We start from the raw sequence: 26057 nt of genomic DNA, 5'->3' as shown, positions 1-26057 counted from the left end.
GTTGAGAGCAACTATGAGTATCGATAAGCCATCGGCAATTGAGCCGGTTCGCATTAAACGGACAGATGAAATTGTGAATGCCATTAAAGAAACCATTATGGCGGACAATCTCAGCCCCGGTGATCGGTTACCCCAAGAAAAAGACCTGATTGAGCGTTATAGCGCGAGTAAAAGCACGGTCAGGGAGGCGTTAAAATCCCTCGAAGTTCAAGGGCTGATAAAGACCAAAACGGGCCCAGGAGGCGGTGCATTTATTGATTCAATGACGGAATCACGGGCCATGAGCTTGTTATCTAACTATTTATTTACGCGGGATATTTCCATCAAGGATATCTATACATTGCGAAAATTGTTGGAGCCTGTTGTGGCAGTGAGTGCGATGGAAAAAATCGATAATGCAGGCATTCAAAAACTGTACGAAATCATCGCTATTTACGACCATGAACCTGCTGACGAAGAAGAGCGTTGGCAACAGCGGATGGCGGAGCTCGATTTCCACACGGTTGTCGCGAGCTATTCGGATAATGTGCTTTTAGTATTTATTTGTCATTTTCTTCAGCGGTTACTGAAAGATTTAGCCGTCTGTAAAGATATTTATTTGAAACCTGAACCCGTTGATAGACGCCAAGGTATTGAATACCAATACCAATTGATAGAAGCCTTGCGCCGCAAAGATGCACAAAAAGTACAAGCGGTCATGGAAGCGCACATGGATTATGCAGAACACGCCATGTTGGCTCTACAAGCCACCTTACAAGAACGTTTTTTAAGTGAAGATAGGTAATCATCATGATCGACACAGCATATCTAGCAAATGTATTACGCACATTGTTACAAACGCCGAGTCCTGTTGGGATGACTGATAAAGCGGTTGCGCAGACTCACCAATGGCTGACTGAATTGGGCTTCAAGCCACAGTATACGCGCCGTGGGGTACTGCACATTACATTAGGGTGGGATGAACCCAAACGTGCACTGGCTGCTCACTTAGATACCTTGGGAGCCATGGTCACCCAGTTAAAGTCTAACGGCCGCTTAGCGTTACGTAACACGGGGACATGGGCTGCGCGTTTTGCAGAAGGTGCAAGGGTGACAGTATTTAGTGATAACCACCAGTACCGCGGCACAATTTTGCCTTTAAAAGCATCAGGGCATCGCTTCAATACAGAGGTTGACACTCAAGTGGCGGATTGGGATAACCTCGAAATCCGCTTAGATGCTCCTTGTTATAACCTTGCTGATCTGCAATCTCACGGTTTGAACGTGGGAGACATTGTTGCGGTAGATGCTCAACCTGAATTCATTGATAACGGTTTTATTGTTTCTCGTCATTTGGATGACAAAGCAGGCTGTGCCGTCATGTTAGCTGCTCTGAAATCGCTGGTGGATGATGGCGTTGTGCCTGCGGTTTCTTGCCAAATGATGTTCACGATTTCTGAGGAAGTTGGTATTGGTGGAACCCATGGTTTTGGCTCACAAGTGCAAGAGTTATTGGCGATAGACAACTCAGTATCAGGGCCAGACCAAGCAACGCGGGATGATTCACTGACGCTAGCGTTTCGCGATAGAACAGGGCCATTTGATTTGGCAATCACCCGCCATTTATTGCAACTGTGCCAGCAATACGATATTCCCCATGTTCGCGATACGTTCAAACATTACCGCTCAGACAGTGCCGCGGCGATTGATGCAGGGTGGGATATTCGTGCGGCATTGGCGTGTTTTGCACTCGACAGTTCCCATGGTTGGGAAAGAACACACATGGATTCATTGGTGGCATTAGCCACGCTAGTCAGGCGTTATATTGAAAGTGATTTAGTTCCACTGCCTGGGCAGTAATCGATGAGAAACCCCCTCCACAGTATTGAAGGGGGTAGGATGATTAACTCAGTTTGGCTTGTGCTAAATATTTTTGCATTTCGTCACTCGGTACCATGCCGCCACCTGTTGCCCAAACAAGGTGAGTGGCATTCGCCATTTGCTGTGCACTAAGGCCTTTAGACTGCCAGTAATTAGTATTCTGTGTGACATGCACGCAGCCTGTCATACCCGCAAGAGCAGAGGGTTCTAGTTTGATGTCTTCTGTTTTGTTGAGTAACCCTAACAAGTTATACATGTCTTGGTCATCAAGGGTGTAATACCCGTCGATTAACCGCTCCATCGCACGGCCTACAAAGCCAGAGGCACGCCCTACAGCAAGGCCATCTGCGGCAGTGATATTATCAATACCAATTTCTTGTACAGAAATACCATCGTGTAATCCAGTGTGGACGCCCAAAAGCATGCACGGTGAATGCGTTGGTTCCGCGAACAGGCAGTGTGCGTCGTCACCAAATGCCAGTTTCAACCCAAAGGCAACCCCGCCAGGGCCACCGCCGACACCGCAAGGCAGGTAGACAAACAGTGGGTGGTCTTTATCAACAATAACACCTTGTTCCGCAAATTGTTTTTTCAGACGCAGCCCCGCGACGGCATAACCTAAAAATAGGGTTGTGGAGTTTTCGTCATCAATAAAGAAACAATTTGGGTCTTGTTCTGCTTCTTTACGACCTTGTTCAACGGCAATGCTGTAATCTTGTTCATATTCAACGACATTAACGCCATGTGAGCGTAGTTTGTCTTTCTTCCACTGGCGCGCATCCGCAGACATATGCACACTGACGCTAAAGCCTAATTTGGCACTCATGATGCCGATAGACATCCCTAAGTTACCTGTTGAGCCAACCGCGATACTATATTGGCTAAAGAACTGGCGGAATTTATCAGAAAATAGAACTTCATAATTATCATCAATGGATAACAACCCTGCCCCAAGTGCTAGTTTTTCGGCGTGAGTGAGTACTTCATAAATCCCCCCGCGCGCTTTGATAGAGCCAGAAATAGGCAAGTGGCTATCTTTCTTTAATAAAATTTCCCCGGTGATTGGCGTTTGGTAACGCGCTTCGAGCGCGGTTTGCATATTGGCGATTGCAACTACATCAGATTCGATAATCCCTTGAGTAGCTTGTGTTTCTGGGAACGCTTTCATCAAATACGGTGCAAAACGGTTTAAACGCGCTTCGGCATCTTGAACATCACTAATGGTCAGCCCCACATAAGGTAAACCCGCTTCTGTGGTGGTGGCGTTAGGGTTGAACCATGCCACGTGTTTTAAATTGATTAAGTCCTGAACTAAAGGGTAGTCAGCAATTAACTTATTCACGTTTATCTGAGTCATAATTACTCTCTTTTAAATCACAAATGAAAGTGCAAAGGTGCCTGCCAGCGCAACAAGGGATGCGATAAGGGTGGCGACACTATAAAAACGGAATGTTTCAGCCAAGGTGGCATTACAATATTGTTTAACCAGCCAGAACAGGGAGTCTGTGACGATAGTACAACCAATCGCACCAGAACCAATGGCTAATGTCATAATTTCTGGGCTGATGTGTGGGTACATTGGCATTAACGGTGCCACAATGGCGGTGGCGCCCATCATGGCAACAGTGGCGGAGCCGACAGCAGCGTGCAGAATAATCGCCACTAACCATGCCAGCAAAATTGGGTGCATGTCGATACCAGAAAGCACTAACGCAAGAGAATCACTCAGTCCGCTACCTTTTAAAATGCCGTTAAATGCACCACCTGCACCAATAATCAGTAAGATATTGGCGATCGAACTAAAGCTTTCTTCGGTTTTACTGAGTAATACGCTCATGCCCATATTACGGCGAATACCTAACATGTAATACGCGACAAACGCGGCAATAAACATGGCGGTAATGGGGTTACCGATAAACTGTAGTAAGGTATATAACTGATTGTCTTTACTCATGTTTAAATCAGCGGCTGTTTTGATTAACATGAGAATAATTGGCAGTAAAACGGTAAATAATGTGGCACTTAAAGAGGGTAAGTCTTTTTCGTCACGCACCTCGAGGTCAGAAAATGCCTCTGGTACGGTTTTAAACGGTAAACGCTCACCTAGGAATTTCAGAAATAGTGGCCCACCCACTAATGAAGCCACTAGCCCCACAGCCAACCCTGCAACAATTACCGTACCAATATCTGCACCTAATTCATTGGTGACAAATAGCGCGGCAGGGTGTGGTGGCACGATGCAATGCACTGCCATCAGTGCAGTACAAAGTGGAATAGCGAGTTTTAATAACGAGGTATTGGTTCTTTTGGCAATGGAAAACGCCAGTGGGATCAATAACACCACACCGACTTCAACAAACAGGGTGATACCACAGATTAAACCAATTAACACCATGGTGACATCGGGGGTTAACCAGCGGCTTTTTTGTAAGGTGACGCCGATGCGTTCCGCAGCCCCCGAGATTTCCATCATTTTTCCGAGGATAGTCCCCAGCCCGATAATGGCGGCGAGGAAACCAAGTGTACCACCAATCCCATTTTCAATGGCATTTACCATTTCTAACGGGTTCATTTTCATGGAGATACCGACAAAGAAGCTGGCGAGTAAAAGGGCTAAAAAAGGGTGAAACTTAAATTTAATAATTGAAACGATGATCAGCAAGATACTAATAACCAGCGTGCCGAGCATCCACATTGTAGAGTCCATATCCTACCCCTAATCATTTTGTTGTTGTGCCTATATTGGATAATAAATATGCAGGAGTGACAAACGATGAAACTTAAGTCTTAGGTGAATTAAATTAACTCAATGGCGTGATATTGGTCATAAAAAAGGGTGATTTACCGATTTGCATCATAATAATTCATGTTAAACGCGCTATTCTGGAAAAATGCAGAACTGACCGAGGAGGTTCGATGTCACCTAATCTTAATCCCTTTGAGCAATCGGGTTTTATTCAATGGCATAAGCGGCTGTCAAGCCATCAGCTTTCCCGTTTACACACTTTTGAAGCGGCGGCTCGTCATTGTTCTTTTGCCCTTGCATCACAAGAATTGGCGCTAACGCCTAGTGCAGTGAGTCACCGAATTAATACCCTTGAAGAGGAATTAGGCTTTAAGTTATTTGAGCGTTTTCATCGGCGTATTGAGCTAACCGCGGACGGCGAGCGGATTTATTGGGCACTGCGCAAAAACTTGGATGATATCAACCAAGAAATTCTGGATATTAAAAACCAAGAGATTTCAGGGGAATTGACCGTGTATTCACGGCCTTCTATTGCCCAGTGTTGGCTTATCCCTAAAATTGCTGACTTTACTAACCAATACCCGTCAATTCAGCTCAATTTATTAACGGGGAATGATGACGTTAATTTTCGTGGTTATGGTATTGATGTGGCGATTTATTACGATGATATTACGCGGCCTAACTTGTATTGCGAAGATTTAATGCCTGAATCCATTGTGCCTGTATGCAGCCCACAATATGCCAAGCAGCATGATTTGATGGACAATATTTATCAACTCAAAAACTGTACTTTGTTGCATGACAGGCAGGCTTGGAGCAGTAACTCCGATTATGATGAATGGAAAGCGTGGAGCGAACACTACCAGTTATCGTTATTTCCTCACCGTCGGAACCTGTGTTTTGACCGCTCAGACTTGGCGATTGTAGCAGCCATGAACCATGCGGGCGTGGCAATGGGACGCAAGCAGTTGGTTGAAAAGCGCATTAAGCGCCAAGAGCTAGTGATGCCTTTTGGTGACATTGCACTCAAGTGTCAACAACGCCACTATTTTGCGATGTTAAATGAAAAACGTAACCCCAAAGCAGATATTTTTATTCAGTGGCTAAAACAGCAAGTTAGATGAATATGGCAAGAAAATTGCTGTTAATTAGAGTAAGATAAGGCATTAGCCTTTCTTTTCATCACATGGAAAAAACGCGCGCGATGGCACCGAAAATTCAAAAAGTAGCAACAATTAAAGATGTGGCTGCCAAAGCACAGGCAGGGAAAACCAGTATCTCACGTTATTTAAACGGTGAATTACATTTGCTGTCGGATAACATGCGCCAACGTATTGAAGCAGCAATCCAAGAATTGAATTATCGCCCAAACCAAATGGCGCGTAGCTTAAAGCATGGTCGTACAGGGTTGATAGGGTTGATTATTGCCGATATCGGAAATCCATTCTCGGTGGAGGTGCTTAAAGGGGTCGAGTCAGGGTCCATCAAGCAAGGGTTTATGACGGTGGTGTGCAATGCAAACAATAGCATTGAGCTGGAATGCCAATTTATTCAGTTATTAAAAGGCTACCGTGTTGATGGGTTAATTATTAATTCAGCGGGGGTGAACGCACAATTTATTGATGTGCTAAAACAAACCACATTGCCTTTTGTTTTACTCGATAGAAAAATCGAGGATTTCCCATGTGATATGGTCGGCTTAGATAACCCTGCATCTGCTGAGATGGCATTTAACCACTTGATAGAACAAGGTTTCGAGGCAATTTGCTTTGTGACCGAACCCATTGAATATAACAGCGCGCGTAAAGAGCGCCTACAAACCTTCCAACGCTTGCTAAACCAGCAAGGGCAAGTAAAAGGCGAGTTTCACCAAATCACCTTACCAGACCCAGCGCAATTAGATTCCATCGTTGCCAACTTTTGCGCTTCGCACCGTGGTATGCGTAAAGCGATTGTGGCGGCAAATGGTGTGTTAACCTTGCAGCTTGCCTATGTGATGAACCAACAAGGGTTACGTTGGGGGGCAGATATTGGCTTTCTCAGTTTTGATAACCTCGAATGGGCGGCCTTTGCTGGGCAAGGGATCACCTCTGTTTCACAGCCTACAGCCGAAATGGGCCACAAAGCGGTTGAGTGTTTATTAGAAAAGCTGGAAAATCCCGAAAAAGCCCCAACACAATATCTGTTCCATGGTGAGTTAGTGGTGAGGAATTCAACCACATTGTAAGGCCGGATAACACAAAGAGGGGAGCGCCTCTTTGTGTTATCGATAGAAACTAGCGTGCTTGTATCGCGCTTATATTGGCGCAATTTTCGCTAAGGTCACCGTTTAGTGCGGCAATGAGGTTATCGACTGCACATTCGACCATCGCATAGCGCGTTTCATGGGTGGCAGAACCGATGTGGGGCAGGGCAACCACATTCGGTAATGTGAGCAGTTTAGAATCTGTTGGTAGTGGCTCCACCTCAAACACATCCAAGCCCGCACCGCGTATCGTGCCATTTTCTAAGGCTGCAATCAGCGCCGCTTCATCAATAATCTTCCCGCGAGAACCATTGATCAAAAATGCGCTAGGTTTCATTTTCGCCAGCTCGGTTTTACCGATCAGTTTTTCCGTGGATGGCAATAATGGGACTACCACGCAAACAAAGTCAGACTCTTTCAGTAGCGTATCTAAATCACAGCGTCGGGCATTCAGTTTTGTCTCAGCCTCTGCATGTGCATGGTTGCTGTAATAGAGAACAGGCATGCCAAAGCCTGCATTTGCGCGCTTTGCCACGGCATAACCAATACGACCCATACCTAAAATACCGATGGTTTTGCCATTCACGTTACTGCCGTAATCACTTTCGCCAATGCTTTTTGTCCATTGACCATTTTTCACCATTTCCGCCATTTCAATAATGCGGCGGGCACTGCAAAGTACTAAGGTGAAAATAGTGTCTGCGGTGGTTTCAGTGAGCACATTGGGGGTGTGCATTAAGGGGATTTTACGAGCATTCATAGCGTCAATGTCAAACTGGTCAACGCCAACTGAAATGGTTGATGCTGCTTTTAAGTGTGGCGCCAGGGCCAACTCTTTTGCCGTAATCGGGTAGCTTGCGCCAATAATGCCCTCTGCGGTACTTAATGCTTGCTGGAAACTCGCTCTGTTTTCTTCTGTCACTTCATCAAAAACAGTAACATTAAATTGCTGCTGTAAGCGTGCAAGTTGCGTATTGGGGATCGTTTTATACAAAATAACATTCTTTTTCATGGTTGCCCCTTATTAAGCGTGTTTGGCGATAGCGGAACTGTTGTTCGGTTCTTGGTTGGGTTTCACAATTAGCGTAAAGAACACTGAGGCTAATAATGCTAGACCCATAAACATATAGGAAGCACTTGGGCTTCCTGTGGCACCATTGAGGTAACCGACAAACCATGAGCCAAAGAATGACCCCAAGGCCCCCATGCTGTTGATCAGCGCCATTGCGCCTCCAGCCACGTTTTTCGGTAACATTTCAGGGATAATCGCAAAAAATGGGCCATAAGGTGCGTACATGGCGGCACCCGCAATCACCAGTAATGTATAAGATAACCAGAAATTTGAATTGCCTAGCATGTAAGAACCAAGAAAGCACACTGCGCCGATTAAGAGCATTGGCCAGACAAATAATTTACGGTTATGCATACGGTCTGAAGCCCATGATACCAAAATCATCGCCAACGTGGCGGCAAGATATGGCACCGCAGAGAGCCAGCCTGTTTCTACCATGCCTAAGTTTGATGCACCACGAATAATCGAAGGTAGCCATAACACAAAGCCATAAACCCCGATACTCCAGCAGAAATATTGTGCGCACAGCAGCACAACATTGCGTGATTTGAACGCCTCGCGGTAATTGCGTACAGGTTTAATATTTTTTTGTTCATCACTGAGGATTTTGTCTAAATCGTCTTTTTCTTGTTGGCTTAACCAATTAACTTGGCTTGGTTTATCACGTGCAGTTCGCCACCAGAAAAATGCCCATAAAACCGCGGGAACACCTTCAATGATGAACATTTCACGCCAACCAAAAGCTTGGATTAAGTAACCCGATAACACTGACATCCATAACACTGTTACGGGATTACCTAAAATTAAAAAGGTATTCGCTCGTGAGCGTTCGGATTGAGTGAACCAGTTACTGATGTAGATAAGCATGGCTGGCATGACCGCGGCTTCGACCACACCTAAGCTGAAACGGATAATCACCAACATGGGGATATTGCTGACCATCCCTGTCAAGCTGGCAAACATACCCCACAGGAAAATACAGGCAAAAATCAGTTTTCTGACGCTGCGTTTCTCCGCGTAGATAGCCCCGGGGATTTGGAAGAAAAAGTACCCCAAGAAAAACAGGGAACCAAGCAGGGAGGACATCCCTTTGGTAATCCCTAGGTCGGCGTTGATCCCTGCGGCAGCGGCAAAGCTATAGTTAGCGCGGTCGAGGTAGGCAAGGCTGTAGGTGATAAACACGATTGGCATAATGCGCCACCAACGTGACATCGCAGGAGCTCTGATTGTCATAATCTATTCCTTCTTAGCACGCAGCATCTGCGGTGGTTGAGGGGGAAAATGCCATTATTTCTTGCTGTAACTGCGCTTTCGTCGGTAAGCCTTCACTATCACCAATCACTTGGATAGCCCTTGCACCGATAAAGTTTCCTCTTTCGACGGCTTGAGGTAAAGATAACCCTTCGAGAAGCGCGCTAATAACCCCAACGGCAAAGCCATCGCCAGCGCCAACGGTATCCACCACATTTTTGACTAAGTAAGCAGGGACGATACCTTGCTGGTTATTTGATGTTTTATAATAAGCGCCTTGCTCGCCTGTTTTGATGACAACGGCTTCTACCCCTTGCGAGAGGTAAAAATCGGCAATGGCTTCGGGTTGGTCAAAACCTGTGAGGATTTTCCCCTCTTTTAAACCTGGCAAGACCCAATTGGCGTGAAAGGCTAACTGGTTTAATTGCGCCACCATTTCATTTTCACTGCGCCATAACGATGGGCGCAAGTTAGGGTCAAAAGATAATGTTTTTCCTACATTTCGCATCCATTTCGCAGCATAGAGTAATAATTGGTAACTGGTGGCAGAAAGCGCTGCGGCGACGCCGCTTAAATGTAAGTGGCGTGCAGAGGAAAAATAATCTTCATTGAAATCAGTGAGGTCTAAATGACTTGCAGCTGAACCTTTACGGAAATACTCCACTTTGGGATCGGTTCCATTTTCAGCTTTAGATTTAAGCTGAAAGCCCGTTGGGTAATTTTCATCGAATTTAACACATTGATGATCAACATGTTCTTTATCTAGTGTACTTTGGATAAAGCGCCCAAAAGAATCATTGCCTAGGCGACTCACCCAGCCGCTTTTTAAGCCGATACGAGAAAGACCTATCGCCACATTCAGTTCTGCTCCCGCAGCACGGCGAACAAAGCTTTCAACTTCATGGAGCTCACCAGTATTTATCGCCACAAACATCATCATGGCTTCGCCGAGGGTTACAACATCTAATTGATTTTTCATGAATTAAATCTCCTTTAACAGAGAAACATAGTGTTCAGTTTCCGCGCGTAGGTCATCACCCTCAAGAGGGAATTCAATCCCGCGGGGAACGTTGTTAGGTAGTAATTTTAAGACGGCTTTCCATGATCCGTTGCTATCATCAAGGGCAACAGCAACGCGTTTATTATCTGCACGTAACTGGCTGGCTTTTACGTGGATGTAGGCGACCAAAGGGGCAAAGTGTTGTGCGGCAACGACAGGGTTTTCACCGAGCCAGTGCCAATTGGCCATATCGAATGCCATTTTGATTGGCATATTTTGTGCCACGACATCCTTAAAAAAGCGTCGGAGTGGGGCAATATGACCACCGACCTCTGTTTGGTCATTTTCGATAACTAGCCGGGTGGAATAATGTTTGAGTAGGTTGATAACGTCCGTTAAATCGTATTGTTCTGGCAGGTCACCTAACGAGAGTTTAAGGAAACAGGCATTCAACTTTTTTGCATCGTCGAAATAACGCTGTAGTTTTGTGATTTCAATCGGTAAATGGTGCTGAAACAAGGTATCTGGCACAGAATAGACCGCGCTGAGCTGCCTTGTTTGCAGCCCATTAGCGATATCATCAAGGTTATCGTTGGGGAGCAATAACTCTTGACGGATCTCGACACCATCAGCGTTTGCCCCTTGAATAACATCAAATAAAGCCTGTTGACCCCCCAGCTGTTTTACGGTTTGTGCGCCGTAGGCGGCGGTAACGACAATAATTTCTTTGCTCATGACTTTCCTCTGTCTTCTTGGAGGGGACAAACCCCATTGCCATTGCGAATAACTTATTATGGAATCGGTTCCATTTTGGTTTCTAGCGAGGAAAATGGAAAATAAGAGCTATATCACTAATCCAGGCTTGGTAAACGCTGAATTACCGATCTCCATCACAACTCTTAATGTAATGAATGCAAGTGAAAAAAATGCCGAATAGGAAGGCAGCTATAACTCAGTAATTATTTGTTTAATAAAGAAATTAAAAGCTGAGTAAAGGTCGTGATAACACAAACAAGGTATTTTTCTCTCCATTTTAGATATTTTTTATTGGTACTTGTATCCTAATTTCTTAACCTAACGCTTTCAATGAAATATTATTTCAATATATTGACTGAGTGATGAAATTTTGGTGCATGCTGTTATGACAAAAAGCTATGGAAAAAGTTATGCGAAAAGCCATGCAAAAAAATTTTATCGGTTTGCTCCATCAGTATAGAAAAAATAAACGATAAAAATGAAGGATCTGGAGATGAAATTAATCAATACCACCGCATTCTACAGCACGCTGTTACTGACTACAGTTTCATGGGCGCAGGCGAACACCACCGAAAATGCAGGAGTGTATACCAAAGCATGTACGCCTGAACTCATACAAGCAGCAAAATCCAACGCCGATCTTTGTTATGGCGTGAATACCAAAACAGATATTCAAATTACCAAGAAAAATGCGGACAAATACAAGATAAAGGTTGTCATCATCGGGGAAAGTACCAATAAAAACTATATGCACACCTATGGCTATCCATTGGAAAACACGCCGTTTCTGTCTTCAGTAAATGGTCGTTTTTTTAACCACTTTATCAGCGCTGCGTCGAATACGGTACCAACGCTGACTCGTGCATTAGCCAAAAATGATCTCAGCACTATCGCTGAGCACCACGAAAAGCCATATTACAACAATAATTCCATTGTTGACCTTGCCAACCAAGTGGGCTATGAAACCTACTATATTGGTAATAACGGTAGTTTTGGGGACGATGAAATCGGTTTTACGAACTACTTTTTAAAAGCCAATTATTTTTTACCCGTAAGGGACAGTAAAGCTGGGTTTGAAAACTTGTTTGTACAAGAGAAATTTACGGTTGACGATAGTGTGAATAAACTCACTAACGACTTCAAAATGCTGCCCGCCTTTAAAGCTGCATTAAATAACCCGTCAGACAAAGAAAAAGTGATTTTTGTGCATATGTGGGGGCCACATCATGATGGCTGGCCAAAAGGCGCATGTGGGCTTATCAAAGAGAACTACAACATCAATCCTGAGCAGTTTGATACAGGGTGGGGCAGTCTGGTGAATTGTTATGTCTCAGGGATAAAACTCAGTGATGATTTTATTGGTGACGTGTATAACATTTTGCAAGAAAACAATAAAAATGGTGAAAACCCATTCTCCATCCTGTATTTTGCTGACCATGGGCAAGGTTTAGTGAAAGCGAATAAGCAGCACGTTGCGGCTTTGGAGGCAGAATATAAAGGCTTCATTAAAGAGGGCAACTTGTATCTACGCCACGGACAATTGGTGAAAGGGGCGTATCAAATTCCGCTAGTGGTGATGAATTCGGACGATACACAACGTGAATTCCGTGATGAAACGTTAAGTGAGTGGAATTTGTTTGATTACTTTGCGTCTTGGTTAGGGGTTGAAACGAACCTGACATCTCCAGCAAAAAGTATTGTCGCGGACACTATCACACCAGAAAAAGATATCGATGTGTTTGTTTTCCCACGAGATGAGTTTGTGAAATATGACAGCTTACCGCAGGATACCGTGCTTTCCCCTGCAACGGTTAACACAAAAGTTGTTGCGGATTAATTGAACAAAAATAAAGGCAGGGCTTAATATCAGCGCTGCCTTTATGATTTTCGTGTATTTAATGACGACTTAATGCATCCGCGACCGCTTTAAAACGCGTGAATTTATCACGTAATTGCTGGTGACCTAGCGCATTAGGTTGGTAAGTGGTGATTTTGGGCGTACTCGCGGCAATCGCCTCATCAAAACCTGAATAATACCCACTCCCTACCGCAGCACACAATGCCGCAGCTTGGCAGCCAGATTGTTGCACGTTCACAACATCTAGCGGCAAATTACTGGCATCACAGAACATCTGCATCCACAGTGGTGATTGTGTTGGCCCACCCGTGAAACGGATGGATTCAGTGGCATTATCAAGGCCAACAATGCGGTCTTGGTGCAGTAAATGCGAGAACACGATGCCTTGGTAAATAGCGTAAACAATGTCCGCGTCGGTGTGGTGTGAGCTCAACCCTAATAAGCCGCCATGTAGGTTACTGTGGTAGTTCGAACCGTACAGCCAAGGAAAGAACAAAATATCGTTTTTCCGTGTTGCCCCTTCGGCAACGCAATGGTTTAGCACGTCATAATCTTGCAACCGTTGGTTGAAGAAATGGCGAGTAAACCATGCCAAATTACTGGCTGACGTTGGGCTGCCCTCATGGACAAAATAGGTGCCTGGAATACAGTATTTGCTCCAAACATACGGGTAGTCTGAGGGAACAATTTCGTCGAAAACACGAGTGGAAATTGTCCATGTTCCTGCAACTGCGCTGAGTTTGTCTTTTTGACTGACACCCGATGCTAATGCTGCGCCAACGACATCAAAGAAGCCGCCAAATACAGGCGTTCCTTCCATAAGGCCTGATTCTTCAGCCGCTTGGCGAGTAACTGTCCCCGCAAGCTCTGCGGAATTGATAACAGGGGCGAGCTTATCATTCACCTCATCAATGCCGAAAAGTTGGCAAAGTTTAGGGTCATAACCCGATTGGATTTGGTTAAACAGCTGGCTACCTGAAATATTGGTTTCTTCACACGCAATTTGTTCAGTTAGGCGGTACCGAATATAGTCGTGTACCATCAAAATATGGCCCGTATCGCGGTAGTTATCGGGCTCGTTTTCTTTTAACCAACTCAGTAATGCGACAGGGTGTGAAGCCCACAGCTGCTGCAAACTCAGCGGATAAGCGTTGTCTGCGGTGCCATTTTGATGCCATTTATCGACAATGGCTTGGGCGCGTGAGTCCGAGGACACAATCCCTTTGCGAACAGGTTTACCCTGTTTATCTAATAAGTACAGGCCTTTACCGTGTGAGGAAAAACTGACGCCAGATATTTGGGATGCATTTAATCGGCTGTTTTTGATGGCATCGCGGATAACATGGCAAGAAGCTTGCCATAGTTCGTTCATATTCCGTTCGCTGAAGCCCGCCTCAGGGCTTTCGGTGGGAAACGGGTGTTCAGCAACAGTAATTTCTTGGCCTTCAGGCGTGTAGATCCCCGCTTTAATGACTGTCCCACCGAGGTCAACACCCATAAAAAATGTGCTCATTTTGGGCTCCTTTACGCGTTGTTCCAACCCGCTTGCTGCATTTTATCTTCCATCCACTGACGCGCTTTAATAATTTCGACTAGTGGCTCATCGGCTTTTTCCGTCCACATTTCAATTAAGAAAGTACCACGGTAATTTAGACGTTTTAACAGCTTGAATAAACTCACAAAGTCGACGCAACCTTCACCAAATGGCACATCGCGAAATTGCCCTTTACAGGTGTCAGTGACAGCATAAGTATCTTTTAAATGAATAGCCGCGACATGTTCAATACCTTTTGTGAATTCTTGCTCTACATCATTACCCCAAGCTGTCAGGTTGCCGACATCTGGGTAAACGCTGAACCATGGTGAGCGAATTTTGTCGGATAATGCTTGCCATTTACTAATGGAATTCATAAATGGTGTATCCATGATTTCCACCGCACACATTACTTGGGAAGCGGCTGCGATTTCACTGACCCATTGCATCCCTTTTTCAAAATTTGCAATGGTTTGGGCATCTTGCTCTTCATAGTAGACATCGTAGCCAGCCAACTGGATAGTGCGGATACCTAAGTCTTGAGCTAGTTTGATGGCTTTTTCCATTAAGGTATATGCCGTCAAGCGCGTGGCTTCATCATGGCTACCAAATGGGAAGCGACGATGACCAGATAAACACATACTTGGGATGCGAACGCCAGTGTCTTGCATGGCTTTGACGAGTGCTAAGCGCTCTGCTTGGCTCCAGTCTAATCGGGCAAGGCGCTCGTCAGTTTCATCCACCGACATTTCAACAAAATCAAATCCCGCGGCTTTGGCTATGGCTAACTTTTCTAACCAGCTGCTGTTTTTCGGTAAGGCTTTTTCATAAATTCCAATCGGATGCTTGCGCATAATAATCTCCCTGAAAAATTTAACTTTGTGACGATGCTTTATTGAGTTTTTGGTTACGGGTCATCGCACGTTTGGCGCTCCATTTTTCTTTAAAGAATTTGAACGCTAACGCCAAGATTAAGGTGATACCCCAAACCGCAAGGTTAAAGTGCAAGCTGATACCGAGCAGGCTTAAACCTGTAGCAATCACCTGCAAAACCAAGAGTGCACAGAACACACGGCTCACCTTACCAACTCCCCCGAATGGGTTGGTTCCGCCTAATACGATAGCAAGGATGGTCAGTAATAAATAAGAGTCACCGTATCCCATACGCGCCGAGTTAAAGCGCGCCATCATAATCAGCCCTGCCAGCACACACAGCAGGCTCGAAATGGTGTAAATCGCTATCATCACACGGTCAGTTCGAATGCCACTGAACCACGTTGCGTTAATATTGCTGCCGCTCATGTAGATGTTTTTACCCAAGCGGGTACAGCCTAAGAACAGCGCCAATAAAACAGCGGTGACAATAAAGATAATCATGGCAATCGGTACACCAAAGACGGTATCAGAACCGATAGCGCGTACAATCGGTGGCATCCCACTGAGCGCCGCACCTTTGGTCAGGTATACGCCAATACCGCTGATGATGGTCATTGTCCCTAAAGTCACGAGGATAGGGTGGGCACCGATATGGGAAATCATTAACCCCGTTAAGCTACCGATAATCACGGCGATCACTGTGGCGCCCACTAAAGCTATCACGAGCCACATAATCTGCGTGCCCGTACCTGCATCGACGGGGAGATAGTTGATAAATACCCACGCCATAAACAACCCAGTTAAGTTGGCAGTACTGATGATCGCAAGGTTCAAGCCGCCGCTTAACATAGGCACGAACATGGCAAATGTCAGTAACCCCAACTCAGGGAGCTGGAAGGTAATACTCAAAAATGTATTTTGAGTGAAAAAGTGCCCTGGCATCGCGATACTGAAGGCCGCGATAGCCAGTACAAAGATTGAAAGCAGTCCGATAACAGAGCCATCAATTTTAAAAAAAGCTTGTTTTTTCATGGTGATATTCCTGTTAAACAAAACCTACGTCCGTCTCTTTGCGTTTCTTATAGTGGGTAATACAAATCGCAATGAGAATAACCATACCGATGACGATATTGACGAAGTAGTTTGAGACACCAATCAGGTTAAGGCCGTTTTTCAAGATACCGATGAGGAATACCCCCATCAGCGTACCAATAACGCTTCCGCGCCCACCAGATAAACTTGCTCCCCCTAACACGGCTGCCGCGAGTACATCTAACTCACCTCCCACGAGAGCACTTGGCACGACTTCGCTCATACGGTAGGTCTGCAACATGCCGCCAATGGCCGCCATTGCACCAAGATAACCGTATGCAAACAGGTAAATTACCCATACCCGAATCCCGATGCGAGATGCTGATTCTTGACTACCCCCCACTGCATACAGTTGGCGACCAATGTGGGTTTTGTTCATTAAAATCCAGGTTAAACAGGCGATCCCCAACATAACAACGAGTGGCAAGCCAATTTGGTAATATTCCCCGTCTACCTCGAAAGGTAAGATGGTCACAGGATCAACCCACCAATCAGGCAGGTCATAAATGCTGTGCCCGTTAGTTAGCCACATCAACATACCAAATAGCAGTGATTGCATACTGATGGTGATAATGATCGACACCACATTCAGCGAGTAGATTAAAATCGCGTTGATTAAGCCAAAAGTGATCCCGATGATAATCGCCAGCGTGATGCTTAATGCTGGGCTGGCAATAAAGCCTTGAAGTAGCCATGTCGCTATGACGTACTGCACCACAGAAGCCACGGCAGCGAAGGAAATATCAATCCCGCCGGTGACTAAGACAACAAATAATCCTAATGCAAAGATGCCTGTAACCGCATAGCTTTCACTGAGGTCGAGTAAGTTTTGGATCGTCAGAAATTGCGGGCTCATGGTGGTAAAGAAAATCACCATAATTAGGATGACCCACGTTAACCAACCTTCGACAGATTGGGGACGAAGTTTTTGCCAATTAGCCATTGATGATTTCCTCCAATTGCTGCTCATTGATGGAATCCGTCACAATCTCTTTAACGATAGAACCTTGTTTCATATGTAGAATTCGGTCACAGTTGTAATAAGCTTCGGAGGCTTCATCGGTAATTAATAAAATGGAAATTCCCACACCTGATAAGCGGTGGATTAGCTTGTAAATACTGTCTTTTGCACCAATATCGACCCCAACGGTTGGTGAATCTAAAATTAACACTTTAGGGCGTGTTAAAATCCATTTCGCCAGTACCACTTTTTGTTGGTTACCGCCCGATAACGTCGAAAGGGCGTTATTGGGGTCAGTGACTTTGATGTCTAAGTCGGCGATCCACTCTTGCACAATTTCTTGGCACTGTTTTTCATCGATTAAATGCAGTGGGGTTTTAAGGCGATCCAGAATCGAAATCACCATATTGTCCGCGATGGATTGTTGCAAAATCGCACCTAATGTCAGGCGGTCTTCAGAGACATAACCAATGCCGTGTTTAATCGCATCGGTATTGTTTTTTAACTTAACTGGCTTGCCTTCAATTTTCATTTCACCACTATCGGGATGGGTGATCCCAAACAGCGATAAGGCGAGCTCAGTACGGCCAGAACCTAACAAACCACATAAACCCAGTACTTCACCGCGTTTTAAGTTCAGTGAAACATCGCTATATTGCCCCGCACGGCTTAAGTTTTTCAGCTCTAACACGGAACGGCGGTCTTCGGCATTATTTGGTGGCTTACGCTCATGGACGATGTCTAAGCCCGTCATGAGTTCAGTGATTTTACGGGTAGTGAGGCCTTCTGCTGGCCATGTGCCAATTTTTTGCCCATCACGGATAACCGTAATGCGGTCTGAAATTTCTTTCACTTCTTCCAAACGGTGGCTAACAAATACGACCGTAATACCTTTATTTTTTAAATAGTTAACTGTAGATAAAAGCTGGTTGACTTCGGTACGGGTTAAGGAAGCTGTTGGCTCATCCATAATCACCAGACGTGCGTCTGCGACTAATGCACGGCAAATTGCGACTTGCTGGCGCTGGGCGATGGGTAAAAACTGCACGGGCGTGTCTGGATTAATGGTAAAAGCGAGTTCGTTTAAGATCTCTAATGCTTTTTCGCGCAGTTGTTTTTGACGAAACCAACCAAAATAGCCTTTGAGATTCAGTTCAAATGCAATATTTTCCGCAACGGTTAAGTTCGGAAATAACGATAAATCTTGGTAGATAACTTGCACGCCCAATTCACGGGCTTTGTCTGGGGTAAGACGGTTGTAGCTTTTGCCGTCTATCTCAATTTTGCTACCGTCATCAGGGGCATAGACACCACTAATGGTTTTGATCAGTGTGCTCTTCCCACACCCATTCGTGCCCGCTAAGCAGTGCACTTCACCTTTGTTGAGCGTCAAATCGATATTGCGTAGCGCGCGGTGGCCGCCAAAGCTTTTTGAAAGGTCGCGCAAGGTAATGAGTGGATCGGATTTGTCAGCTTTTGAGGTGGTTGTCATAAGTACAATTCCTACTGCAAATAAATTGGTGTTGGCTTGTTCTTCATCATTCAAGCTGCCACGCTATTGGTGGCAACTCGAACGATTTGAAAACAGAAAATTTAAAATCTGGGTAAATCTTATTTTTTTGTTTTATATGACATTTTATAGAGGGTAATTACAGGCCGACTTCAACCAGTTTTTTGGTATTCTCAATATTCAGGTTAACTGGGTTATCGCTTAAAATTGTGTTGCCACTGACTTTAATTTCACCCATATCCCCGATTGAAACGCCATCTTTGATCGCTTCGCCATTCATCATTGCGGTCGCAACTTGAACGAAAACTTGCCCTGCCACTTTTGGATTGGAAATATAACCGCCATCAATTGCGCCTTTTTCCAGTAATTTGATGCCTTGGCCTGGGGTGAAAGTACCGAATACGCATGTTTCAGCATTTTTACGGCGTTTATCGATAGCACGACCCGCACCGATAGGGCCTTGTGAACCGAATGACATGATGCCTTTTAGGTCTTTATGTTTGGATAACAGGTCATTAGCGGTACGCATTGAGTCATCAACGGATTCAGCTACGCCGAAACGGTCATCGACCATTTGCATTTTCGGGTAGTTGGCTTTTTGGTAAGCGATGGCCGCATCTGCCCACTCATTTACCAGAGGAACGGTTAAGCTACCGACAAACATGGCGTATTTACCTTCTTCACCCATACAGGCAGCCATATCTCTCATATGGTTAGCGCCCATACTTTGGGTGTCGAGTAATTCGAAGTCCCAGTCTGCGTTCGTTTGGTTTGGTGATTCGTGGGTGATAACTTTGATACCCGCTTCTTGTGCACGTTTCAGTACAGGCTCAAGCACTTTTGCATCATTTGGCACGACACCGATAACATCCACTTTTTTTGCGATTAAATCTTCGATTGCACGAACTTGTTCTGCAGGATCAGCGGTTGTTGGACCAACTTGGAATGCATTCACACCGAGTTTTTTACCTTCTTCTGTGATCCCTTGTTCCATCACGTTAAACCAAGGAATACCACCGACTTTCACCACAACGCCCATGGTAAAGGGTTTTTGTGCTTTTTGAGATTCAGCCATCGCAACATTTGAAAACAGTGCAACGCTCATTAAACAAGGTAAAACTAGCTTCTTCATGTTCATAGTTGTATTCCTTAGTGTAGATGGATACTAAAATCGGCTATCTCATCAACGTAGGGTCAATGTTATTATCGAATTTAGGTATGCCTATAATTAAGTGCTTAGGAATTATGGGTACATAATATCCCTGCACTTTTTTAATACAGAAAATAAATTAACAATTATTATTTTACTTACATTACGGTTACGGACTTTTTATATTTTAATAAATTACTTATCGCACTCGATAATATTCAAATTCGGAAATTGTGTTTGAAAATTAGTATCATTAAGCTTATTGGTAATTAGCACATTAATATCATCAAATGTACAAACTTGGCTAAACGCATATTTTCCAAGCTTACTGTTATCGGCGAGCAAAACAGTATTCTCAGAAACCTGCAGCATAATATTTTTCAGTTTTGAGTTTATTTCGCTACCATCACGAATACCATTTTCAATATTAAAACCTTGGCACGATAAAAATAAGGTTTTAATTTGGAAGCTACGGATAATGCTTTCTGCAATCGGGCCATGAAAATCATCATGGCGTTCTGAATATTCACCGCCAATCCCAATAACACGTACTCGATCGCGGCACGCTAAGGCTTGGATAATTTTGACAGAATTCGTGACCACAGTGATATCAATGTCAGGGATCTGTCTTGCTAGAAACCAGCAAGTACTGCTGTTATCTAACATAATACAATCACCAGGCTGGATAAATTTCAGTGCAGCTTTGGAAATCTTCATTTTCGCATCGGGGTGCTCTTCAGTTCTTTTGCGAAAAGACTCTGCACCATCAACCATTTGACTGAGTTTGACTGAAGATGGCATCACATTGACCATCGGTATTTCTTCTTGGTCAATGGCGACAGCACCACCGAAGCTACGAATGATACGATTCTCGCGCTCCAGTACCGTTAAATCACGGCGAATAGTTTCTTGGGAAACCAGACATAACTGAGCTAATTCACGCACTAACGCCGAACCATTTTGAGCAACATGGGAACAAATTAATTTATGGCGTTCGGCTTGTAACATTTTTAGCTCCTATTCTTTCCACGATATTTATTCTGCCTGCGTTACTTTTTTTTTGTCGTGACTAGATTCAAGTAATCCCTTTTTGAAAAAAACAAAGCATTTTAAAGTGATCTTTATTTCAGTATTTGAAATGCAGGGAGTTTCGTTACATTCAATTTGTGATTTGAATATCATTATTTGCGTTATCTTTCGGTGTAATCCATGAGAAACAAAAAAAAATGGGCTAACTCAGTCACTTTTCCACATATGAAATTTGACTAAATGCGACCAATTACGACCGAGTATGACCGAGTAGGCCTGATTTGTTGCGAGTTTGTAAATGTGGCTGCTTTTTAAATCAGCAGAATCTGTTTACCTTAATAGGTAGAGACAGGTTATCAACACACAAAACACACCCAGAGAATAAATTTTTGTTGTTGATATTTAAGCAAATTTTATAGCTAGGGGATCATTATGTTAGAGAAACTCAAACAACAAGTCTTTGAAGCGAACCTTGCTTTACCAAAGCACAACTTAGTGACGTTCACATGGGGGAACGTGAGTGGCGTTGATCGTGACGCAGGGTTAATGGTGATTAAGCCATCTGGCGTGGATTATGAAACCATGCAGGCTGAAGACATGGTCGTCGTTTCATTAGAAACGGGGAAAGTGCTTGAAGGGAAATACCGCCCTTCTTCTGACACAGACACACATTTGGCGCTTTATAAGGCATTCCCAGAAATTGGTGGCATTGTGCATACTCACTCGCGCCACGCAACTATTTGGGCACAAGCAGGGCAACCATTAAGCGCGTTAGGCACCACACACGCTGACTATTTTTATGGTGAAATTCCGTGCACGCGTTTAATGACTGAAAGCGAAATTGCCGGTGATTATGAAAGGGAAACGGGCAACGTCATCATTGAAACCTTTAGAGAAAAAGGCATTACAGCAAAAGATGTTCCTGCGGTACTAGTCAATAGCCACGGCCCGTTTGCATGGGGAACGAACCCTGATAACGCCGTGCATAATGCGGTCGTTCTGGAGGAAATTGCCTATATGAATTTATTTACTCGTCAATTACAGCCTGCGGTAGGGGCAATGCAGCAAGAATTGTTAGATAAGCATTATTTACGTAAGCACGGCAAAAATGCGTATTATGGTCAAAAGTAAATTTTCAATAATTCATATTTAATAGAATAGTTAATGATGATCTTGAGTATTTAATCATTATCGTTATTTTTTAAATAAAATAGCCACAAAGAACGATTCAGTGTGGCTATTTTGTCATTTTTTGAAAATGAAATTCCCTAGCGTTTAATCAGCTAAATTAATCAACTCTAATTTTTTAAAATAAAAATTAATCTAAATAAATAGATTTTAATTTTTTGATATCGTTATCGGTAAATTTAAGCTCATTTTTAATATAAGCTTCAACTGAGCCTGAGATTTCTTCCATTGCATTAAAGACTTCAATAATAAACGCCTCTTTGGTATCAATTAATGAAAGTAAATAATCCAAAACATTTTGGTCTTGTGTGATCTTTCGATAACCTGCCATTTTAATTTCATTGCGCGCAAGCCGATTAAAATGGGTCACCATGTAGTCTTGCACAATGGTTTCTTTGGGCACGCCTAACATTGAAAGGATCAACAACGCGCCATAACCTGTTCGGTCTTTGCCGCCTCTACAGTGTTGAATACTCGGGCTATTATGCTCATCAAGCAACACCTTAACCATTTGGTGGAAAGCAACTTTGGATTTCTCGCTGACAACAAATTGGCGATATTGCTCCAATATTTGCAGCCCATCCCCGTTAACCATTTCTTTGGGAATATGGTGGATAACGCTCTCAATCAACGCTTTGTCTTCATTATCTGGCGAGGCCGCAAACTGCGCGGCAAGTTCTGCGGTTTGTGCTGTTGCATCTAAATGATAAGTTTTATCTTCACCAATATGGCAGTTGGGAAATTTATTGATTTCATTCTGGGTTCGATAATCAATAATACTTTTAATGCCGAGGTGAGAAATATAGTTTTTTGCCTGCTCACTTAAATTAAACAGGTGATTAGAGCGGTATAACATCCCCCATTTGACCTGCTTCCCTTCCGTTGTGGTATATCCCCCAAAGTCACGAAAGTTATTTAACCCTTCAATGGGTAAGGTTCGTTCAGCAAACAGTTGGCACCCACTTTCGGTTTGCAAGATAAAATAAATACGTTGTTTGGCATTAAAAGGGTCGTGCACAGTCAGTGCACTTTCCAGTTTATCGGTAATAAAATTATCAGGGCGAATTTGTGTATTCGCCTCATCAGTCCAATATAAAGCCGCTGGTGAGCTGGGTATTTCACTGAATTTAATTTCCAGCGTGGACGCGTTAATTCGATTTACTGCGATTTCCATATATTTTCCTTAATCATCCTAAAATTCCAAACATAGAACACACCACGCCGAGAACCATAATGGCCACAATCAATGCAACTGTGTGTTTCCCCTGTAACCGACGGACTAGGAAGAAAATACCGAGTGCAAACAGTAGGGTAAGTAAGTTAGGGATAACTTTGTCAAACATCTCTTGCACTTTGATGGATTGCTCACCCACGGCAATAGTTAGCGGGGTGGAGAGTTTGACGGTAGTCGCTATCAAGGAGCCTAGGACCATCACCCCGACGACGTTCGCTATATTGGTAATACGTTGAATAATATTTGATTTTTTCGATTGCTCGATTAAATCAACCCCTTTGTTATACCCGTAATGAATAAAGAAATATTTGGTACCGATGTTGACGATGTTAAACAGTAGGAACATCAGTATCGGGCCGATAATATTACCTTGAAGTGCAAAGGCCGCACCGATACTTCCGCAGATTGGCAACCACGTAAATTTTAATAAACTGTCTCCAAGCCCTGCAAAAGGCCCCATAAGACCAGCCTTCACGGAAACAACGGCCTCTTTTTCTTCTTCAGTGGTTTTTTCTTCTAATGCCGCGGTCACACCGAGGATCAGTGCCCCCGCGTTTATTTGAGTATTAAAGAATTCAAAGTGGCGTTGCATCGCTTTAATACGTGTTTCTTGGTCGGCTTTTTCATACAGCTTATCGAGTACTGGCACCATGCAATGGGCAAAACCAATGGTTTGCAGCTTTTCATAGTTATAGGAAAATGACATGGTCTGAATTCGCCAAAACATCCCATTTAACTCTTTTTTCGTGAGTTTTTTCTGTTCAGAAGCCGTATCTGAAACAGTATCGGTAGTGATATCGGTCATAGGTCGTACTCCTCTTCTTCATTTTTCTGGGAGGTTTGAGTTGTTTTTTCTTCTGGTGCTTGGCGCATGCCATTAGCGAACGCCATGTCATACAGGACGGCGAAAGCCAGGGCGATAAAAGTAATTGGAATGATTGGCAGTTTTAAATAGGTGGTGAGCATGAATCCGAGTAGGAAAAAGAACCACATTCTGCCTTTGAGTAACATCAATAACAGGATACAAATACCGACGGCTGGGATCAGTTTAGAAGCCACGCCCATACCCGTTAGGATACTTTCTGGAACGGCATTTAAGATACTGTTGACTAAGTCACTACCGAAGTAGACGGCGATAAAACATGGAACTGCCCGAATGAAAAACCACAATGGTGTTGAAAAATAATGGACTTTCGTTAAACCGCTATAGTTACCATCGAGTATCGATTTACTGGCCCAGACGTTTAAGAAACTGGCAAACGAGCGCCAAATGATCAGTAATTGCTGACATAAAATGGAGACAGGAACGGCGAGGGCAATACCTGCTGCAATCCCACCATTTGAAGCGATACCCAGCGCAACACCAATAATTGAACCAGCAATAATATCAGGTGCAGAATATGCGCCCACATTACCAATACCCATCCACATTAACTCTAATGTGGCACTGATCGCTAACCCTTGAACCATATCGCCCATAATAATACCAGCGACAGTACCCGTTAATAGTGGGCGTCGGAGCATTTGTGGACCAACATCATCCAGCGAACAAATCCCCGCCCAAATTGCGATTAAAATGGCCTCAACCAACATAATAGGCTCCTTGCTTATTATTCAAAATAAGCATAATTAAATGAATTAATTGAGTAATGTTTTCAATTCAACAATCGGGTCTTTTGGCACCATCTGAATTTCAACGGCCACGTTATTGTTGATTAATGACTTAAAGGCTTGTTCTTCTTCAGGTGTCACTGCAACGGCGCGGGATAAATTGCGGCGTCCTTCTTGCATTCGCATTCCGCCCACATTGAGTTTTTCAAGTTTTAAGCCATTCTCAACCAGCTTGTTCACATCGACGCTGTTGGTGAAAAGCAGCATGGTGCGGCGTTTGATTTCAGCTTTTTTTAATACCTCGATAAATTTGTCAACGCCAAAAACGACCACTTTCAAATCAGGTGGTGCAGCCATGGTGAGAACAGATTGCTGTACGCTATCATTGGCAACTTTGTCATTCACGATAATGACTTGTTCAATATCGAAGTTTTTTACCCACGTGGTAATCACTTGTCCGTGGATCAGTCGGTCATCTATACGAGCAACATTAATTGGCATGGTTTACTCCTAAAGTTCGGTTTCATCTTGAATTACAGGTTTAAGTTGTTCACCTACATTAATGCAGCTGTCTGGGAACACGTCATTGATAACTTGATGAATTTCATGTAAAGGCAAATCGCGATTACTTAAAATCTCAAGGAAAGTAGGGACGTTGATCCCGCAATACAGCGCAACATCATTTTGTGTTAACACCAGTTCGCTGGCTAAGTTGCACGGTGAACCACCGAGCAGGTCAACTAAAATGAGCACACCATTGCCTTGGTTGATTCGCTGATAGGTATCGAATAATTGCTTTTTGACCTCATTAATATTGCTTTCTCTTTGGATGGATATCACGCTGATATCTTCCTGAGTACCAATTAACATTTCTGCACACTCCAGTAGCCCTTGTGCAAAAGGGCCATGGCTTGCCAGTATGATGGGTAGTTGAGAGCTCATTTTTTCCCCTTTATATCTTGCTTTTTATTTTAGTAATAAAGTTACTTTTATATATTTATTTTTAAGTAACAATATCACAAAAAAGAGGAATGAAAAGGATTAGCCAGCAAGAAAGGGTCAGTTTTGTGAGCGAGATCGAAGT

The 26057-nt window shown here is 43.8% G+C and carries 24 protein-coding genes; 6 read left to right on the top strand and 18 right to left on the bottom strand.

What is annotated here, in order from left to right:
• The first annotated feature begins 13 nt into the window (after window positions 1-13).
• Window positions 14-784 carry a FadR/GntR family transcriptional regulator gene (locus M1F05_RS18445; protein WP_206083386.1) on the top strand — a complete coding sequence of 257 codons (771 nt, stop codon included), beginning with the start codon at window positions 14-16 and terminating at the stop codon, window positions 782-784.
• Between the two features lie 5 nt (window positions 785-789).
• On the top strand, window positions 790-1839 hold the full coding sequence (locus tag M1F05_RS18440; RefSeq protein ID WP_206083387.1) for an osmoprotectant NAGGN system M42 family peptidase: 1050 nt from the start codon (window positions 790-792) through the stop codon (window positions 1837-1839).
• Between the two features lie 43 nt (window positions 1840-1882).
• On the opposite strand, the gene dsdA is transcribed toward M1F05_RS18440, so the two are convergent.
• Entirely contained in the window at window positions 1883-3217 is a 1335-nt protein-coding gene (gene dsdA, locus M1F05_RS18435) for a D-serine ammonia-lyase (protein ID WP_206083388.1), read from the bottom strand.
• Between the two features lie 12 nt (window positions 3218-3229).
• Entirely contained in the window at window positions 3230-4567 is a 1338-nt protein-coding gene (gene dsdX / locus M1F05_RS18430) for a D-serine transporter DsdX (protein WP_206083389.1), read from the bottom strand.
• A 209-nt stretch (window positions 4568-4776) separates the two neighbouring features.
• Here dsdX and dsdC point away from each other — a divergent pair, with 209 nt between their 5' ends.
• Window positions 4777-5730: a DNA-binding transcriptional regulator DsdC gene (gene dsdC / locus M1F05_RS18425; RefSeq protein WP_206083390.1), complete on the top strand. Its 954-nt coding sequence runs from the start codon at window positions 4777-4779 to the stop codon at window positions 5728-5730.
• Between the two features lie 80 nt (window positions 5731-5810).
• The gene (locus M1F05_RS18420) at window positions 5811-6833 is read left to right on the top strand and encodes a LacI family DNA-binding transcriptional regulator (protein WP_206083391.1); all 1023 of its coding nucleotides are present in this window, start codon (window positions 5811-5813) and stop codon (window positions 6831-6833) included.
• Between the two features lie 49 nt (window positions 6834-6882).
• Here M1F05_RS18420 and M1F05_RS18415 read toward each other — a convergent pair whose 3' ends face one another.
• Genes M1F05_RS18415 through M1F05_RS18400 form a run of 4 tightly spaced genes read right to left on the bottom strand, consistent with a single transcriptional unit; the run spans window position 6883 to window position 10909 of the window.
• Entirely contained in the window at window positions 6883-7863 is a 981-nt protein-coding gene (locus M1F05_RS18415; protein ID WP_206083392.1) for an NAD(P)-dependent oxidoreductase, read from the bottom strand.
• 12 nt (window positions 7864-7875) lie between these two features.
• Window positions 7876-9156, bottom strand: coding sequence for an MFS transporter (locus M1F05_RS18410; protein WP_206083393.1), 1281 nt, complete (start codon window positions 9154-9156; stop codon window positions 7876-7878).
• A 13-nt stretch (window positions 9157-9169) separates the two neighbouring features.
• Window positions 9170-10153: a sugar kinase gene (locus M1F05_RS18405; protein ID WP_206083394.1), complete on the bottom strand. Its 984-nt coding sequence runs from the start codon at window positions 10151-10153 to the stop codon at window positions 9170-9172.
• A gap of 3 nt (window positions 10154-10156) precedes the next feature.
• The gene (locus tag M1F05_RS18400; protein WP_206083395.1) at window positions 10157-10909 is read right to left on the bottom strand and encodes a sugar phosphate isomerase/epimerase family protein; all 753 of its coding nucleotides are present in this window, start codon (window positions 10907-10909) and stop codon (window positions 10157-10159) included.
• 514 nt (window positions 10910-11423) lie between these two features.
• Here M1F05_RS18400 and M1F05_RS18395 point away from each other — a divergent pair.
• A complete protein-coding gene (locus M1F05_RS18395; RefSeq protein ID WP_206083396.1) occupies window positions 11424-12767 on the top strand; it encodes a phosphoethanolamine transferase in 1344 nt (447 codons plus the stop codon).
• Between the two features lie 58 nt (window positions 12768-12825).
• Here M1F05_RS18395 and M1F05_RS18390 read toward each other — a convergent pair whose 3' ends face one another.
• The 7 genes from M1F05_RS18390 to M1F05_RS18360 all read right to left on the bottom strand — a co-directional run bounded on the left by M1F05_RS18390 (window position 12826) and on the right by M1F05_RS18360 (window position 20919).
• Window positions 12826-14301, bottom strand: coding sequence for an FGGY-family carbohydrate kinase (locus tag M1F05_RS18390; protein ID WP_206083397.1), 1476 nt, complete (start codon window positions 14299-14301; stop codon window positions 12826-12828).
• A gap of 11 nt (window positions 14302-14312) precedes the next feature.
• The gene (locus tag M1F05_RS18385) at window positions 14313-15176 is read right to left on the bottom strand and encodes an L-ribulose-5-phosphate 3-epimerase (protein ID WP_206083398.1); all 864 of its coding nucleotides are present in this window, start codon (window positions 15174-15176) and stop codon (window positions 14313-14315) included.
• Window positions 15177-15195: 19 nt separating this feature from the next.
• The gene (locus M1F05_RS18380) at window positions 15196-16230 is read right to left on the bottom strand and encodes an ABC transporter permease (RefSeq protein WP_206083399.1); all 1035 of its coding nucleotides are present in this window, start codon (window positions 16228-16230) and stop codon (window positions 15196-15198) included.
• A gap of 13 nt (window positions 16231-16243) precedes the next feature.
• A complete protein-coding gene (locus M1F05_RS18375) occupies window positions 16244-17233 on the bottom strand; it encodes an ABC transporter permease (protein ID WP_206083400.1) in 990 nt (329 codons plus the stop codon).
• Window positions 17226-18743, bottom strand: a complete 1518-nt coding sequence (locus M1F05_RS18370; RefSeq protein ID WP_206083401.1) for a sugar ABC transporter ATP-binding protein — start codon at window positions 18741-18743, stop codon at window positions 17226-17228. The genes M1F05_RS18375 and M1F05_RS18370 overlap by 8 nt, the downstream gene beginning before the upstream one ends.
• Before the next feature lie 157 nt (window positions 18744-18900).
• Window positions 18901-19893: a substrate-binding domain-containing protein gene (locus M1F05_RS18365; protein WP_206083796.1), complete on the bottom strand. Its 993-nt coding sequence runs from the start codon at window positions 19891-19893 to the stop codon at window positions 18901-18903.
• Window positions 19894-20106: 213 nt separating this feature from the next.
• The gene (locus tag M1F05_RS18360) at window positions 20107-20919 is read right to left on the bottom strand and encodes a DeoR/GlpR family DNA-binding transcription regulator (RefSeq protein ID WP_206083402.1); all 813 of its coding nucleotides are present in this window, start codon (window positions 20917-20919) and stop codon (window positions 20107-20109) included.
• A gap of 453 nt (window positions 20920-21372) precedes the next feature.
• On the opposite strand from M1F05_RS18360, the gene araD reads away from it, so the two are divergent.
• Window positions 21373-22071 carry an L-ribulose-5-phosphate 4-epimerase gene (gene araD, locus M1F05_RS18355; RefSeq protein WP_206083403.1) on the top strand — a complete coding sequence of 233 codons (699 nt, stop codon included), beginning with the start codon at window positions 21373-21375 and terminating at the stop codon, window positions 22069-22071.
• A 187-nt stretch (window positions 22072-22258) separates the two neighbouring features.
• Here araD and M1F05_RS18350 read toward each other — a convergent pair whose 3' ends face one another.
• Genes M1F05_RS18350 through M1F05_RS18330 form a run of 5 tightly spaced genes read right to left on the bottom strand, consistent with a single transcriptional unit; the run spans window position 22259 to window position 25915 of the window.
• Window positions 22259-23302, bottom strand: a complete 1044-nt coding sequence (locus tag M1F05_RS18350) for a tyrosine-protein phosphatase (protein ID WP_206083404.1) — start codon at window positions 23300-23302, stop codon at window positions 22259-22261.
• 13 nt (window positions 23303-23315) lie between these two features.
• Window positions 23316-24167: a PTS system mannose/fructose/sorbose family transporter subunit IID gene (locus M1F05_RS18345; RefSeq protein WP_206083405.1), complete on the bottom strand. Its 852-nt coding sequence runs from the start codon at window positions 24165-24167 to the stop codon at window positions 23316-23318.
• Entirely contained in the window at window positions 24164-24955 is a 792-nt protein-coding gene (locus M1F05_RS18340) for a PTS mannose/fructose/sorbose/N-acetylgalactosamine transporter subunit IIC (protein ID WP_206083406.1), read from the bottom strand. The genes M1F05_RS18345 and M1F05_RS18340 overlap by 4 nt, the downstream gene beginning before the upstream one ends.
• A gap of 45 nt (window positions 24956-25000) precedes the next feature.
• A complete protein-coding gene (locus M1F05_RS18335; protein ID WP_206083407.1) occupies window positions 25001-25474 on the bottom strand; it encodes a PTS system mannose/fructose/N-acetylgalactosamine-transporter subunit IIB in 474 nt (157 codons plus the stop codon).
• Between the two features lie 9 nt (window positions 25475-25483).
• Complete coding sequence (locus M1F05_RS18330; protein ID WP_206083408.1) at window positions 25484-25915, bottom strand: PTS sugar transporter subunit IIA; 432 nt, start codon at window positions 25913-25915, stop codon at window positions 25484-25486.
• Between the last annotated feature and the right edge of the window lie 142 nt (window positions 25916-26057).

It is taken from the genome of Providencia sp. PROV252, assembly GCF_033676005.1.
Lineage (GTDB): Bacteria > Pseudomonadota > Gammaproteobacteria > Enterobacterales > Enterobacteriaceae > Providencia > Providencia vermicola.
The sequence above is the reverse complement of the archived record's forward strand: the minus strand, read 5'-3'. Positions and strand labels throughout refer to the sequence as shown.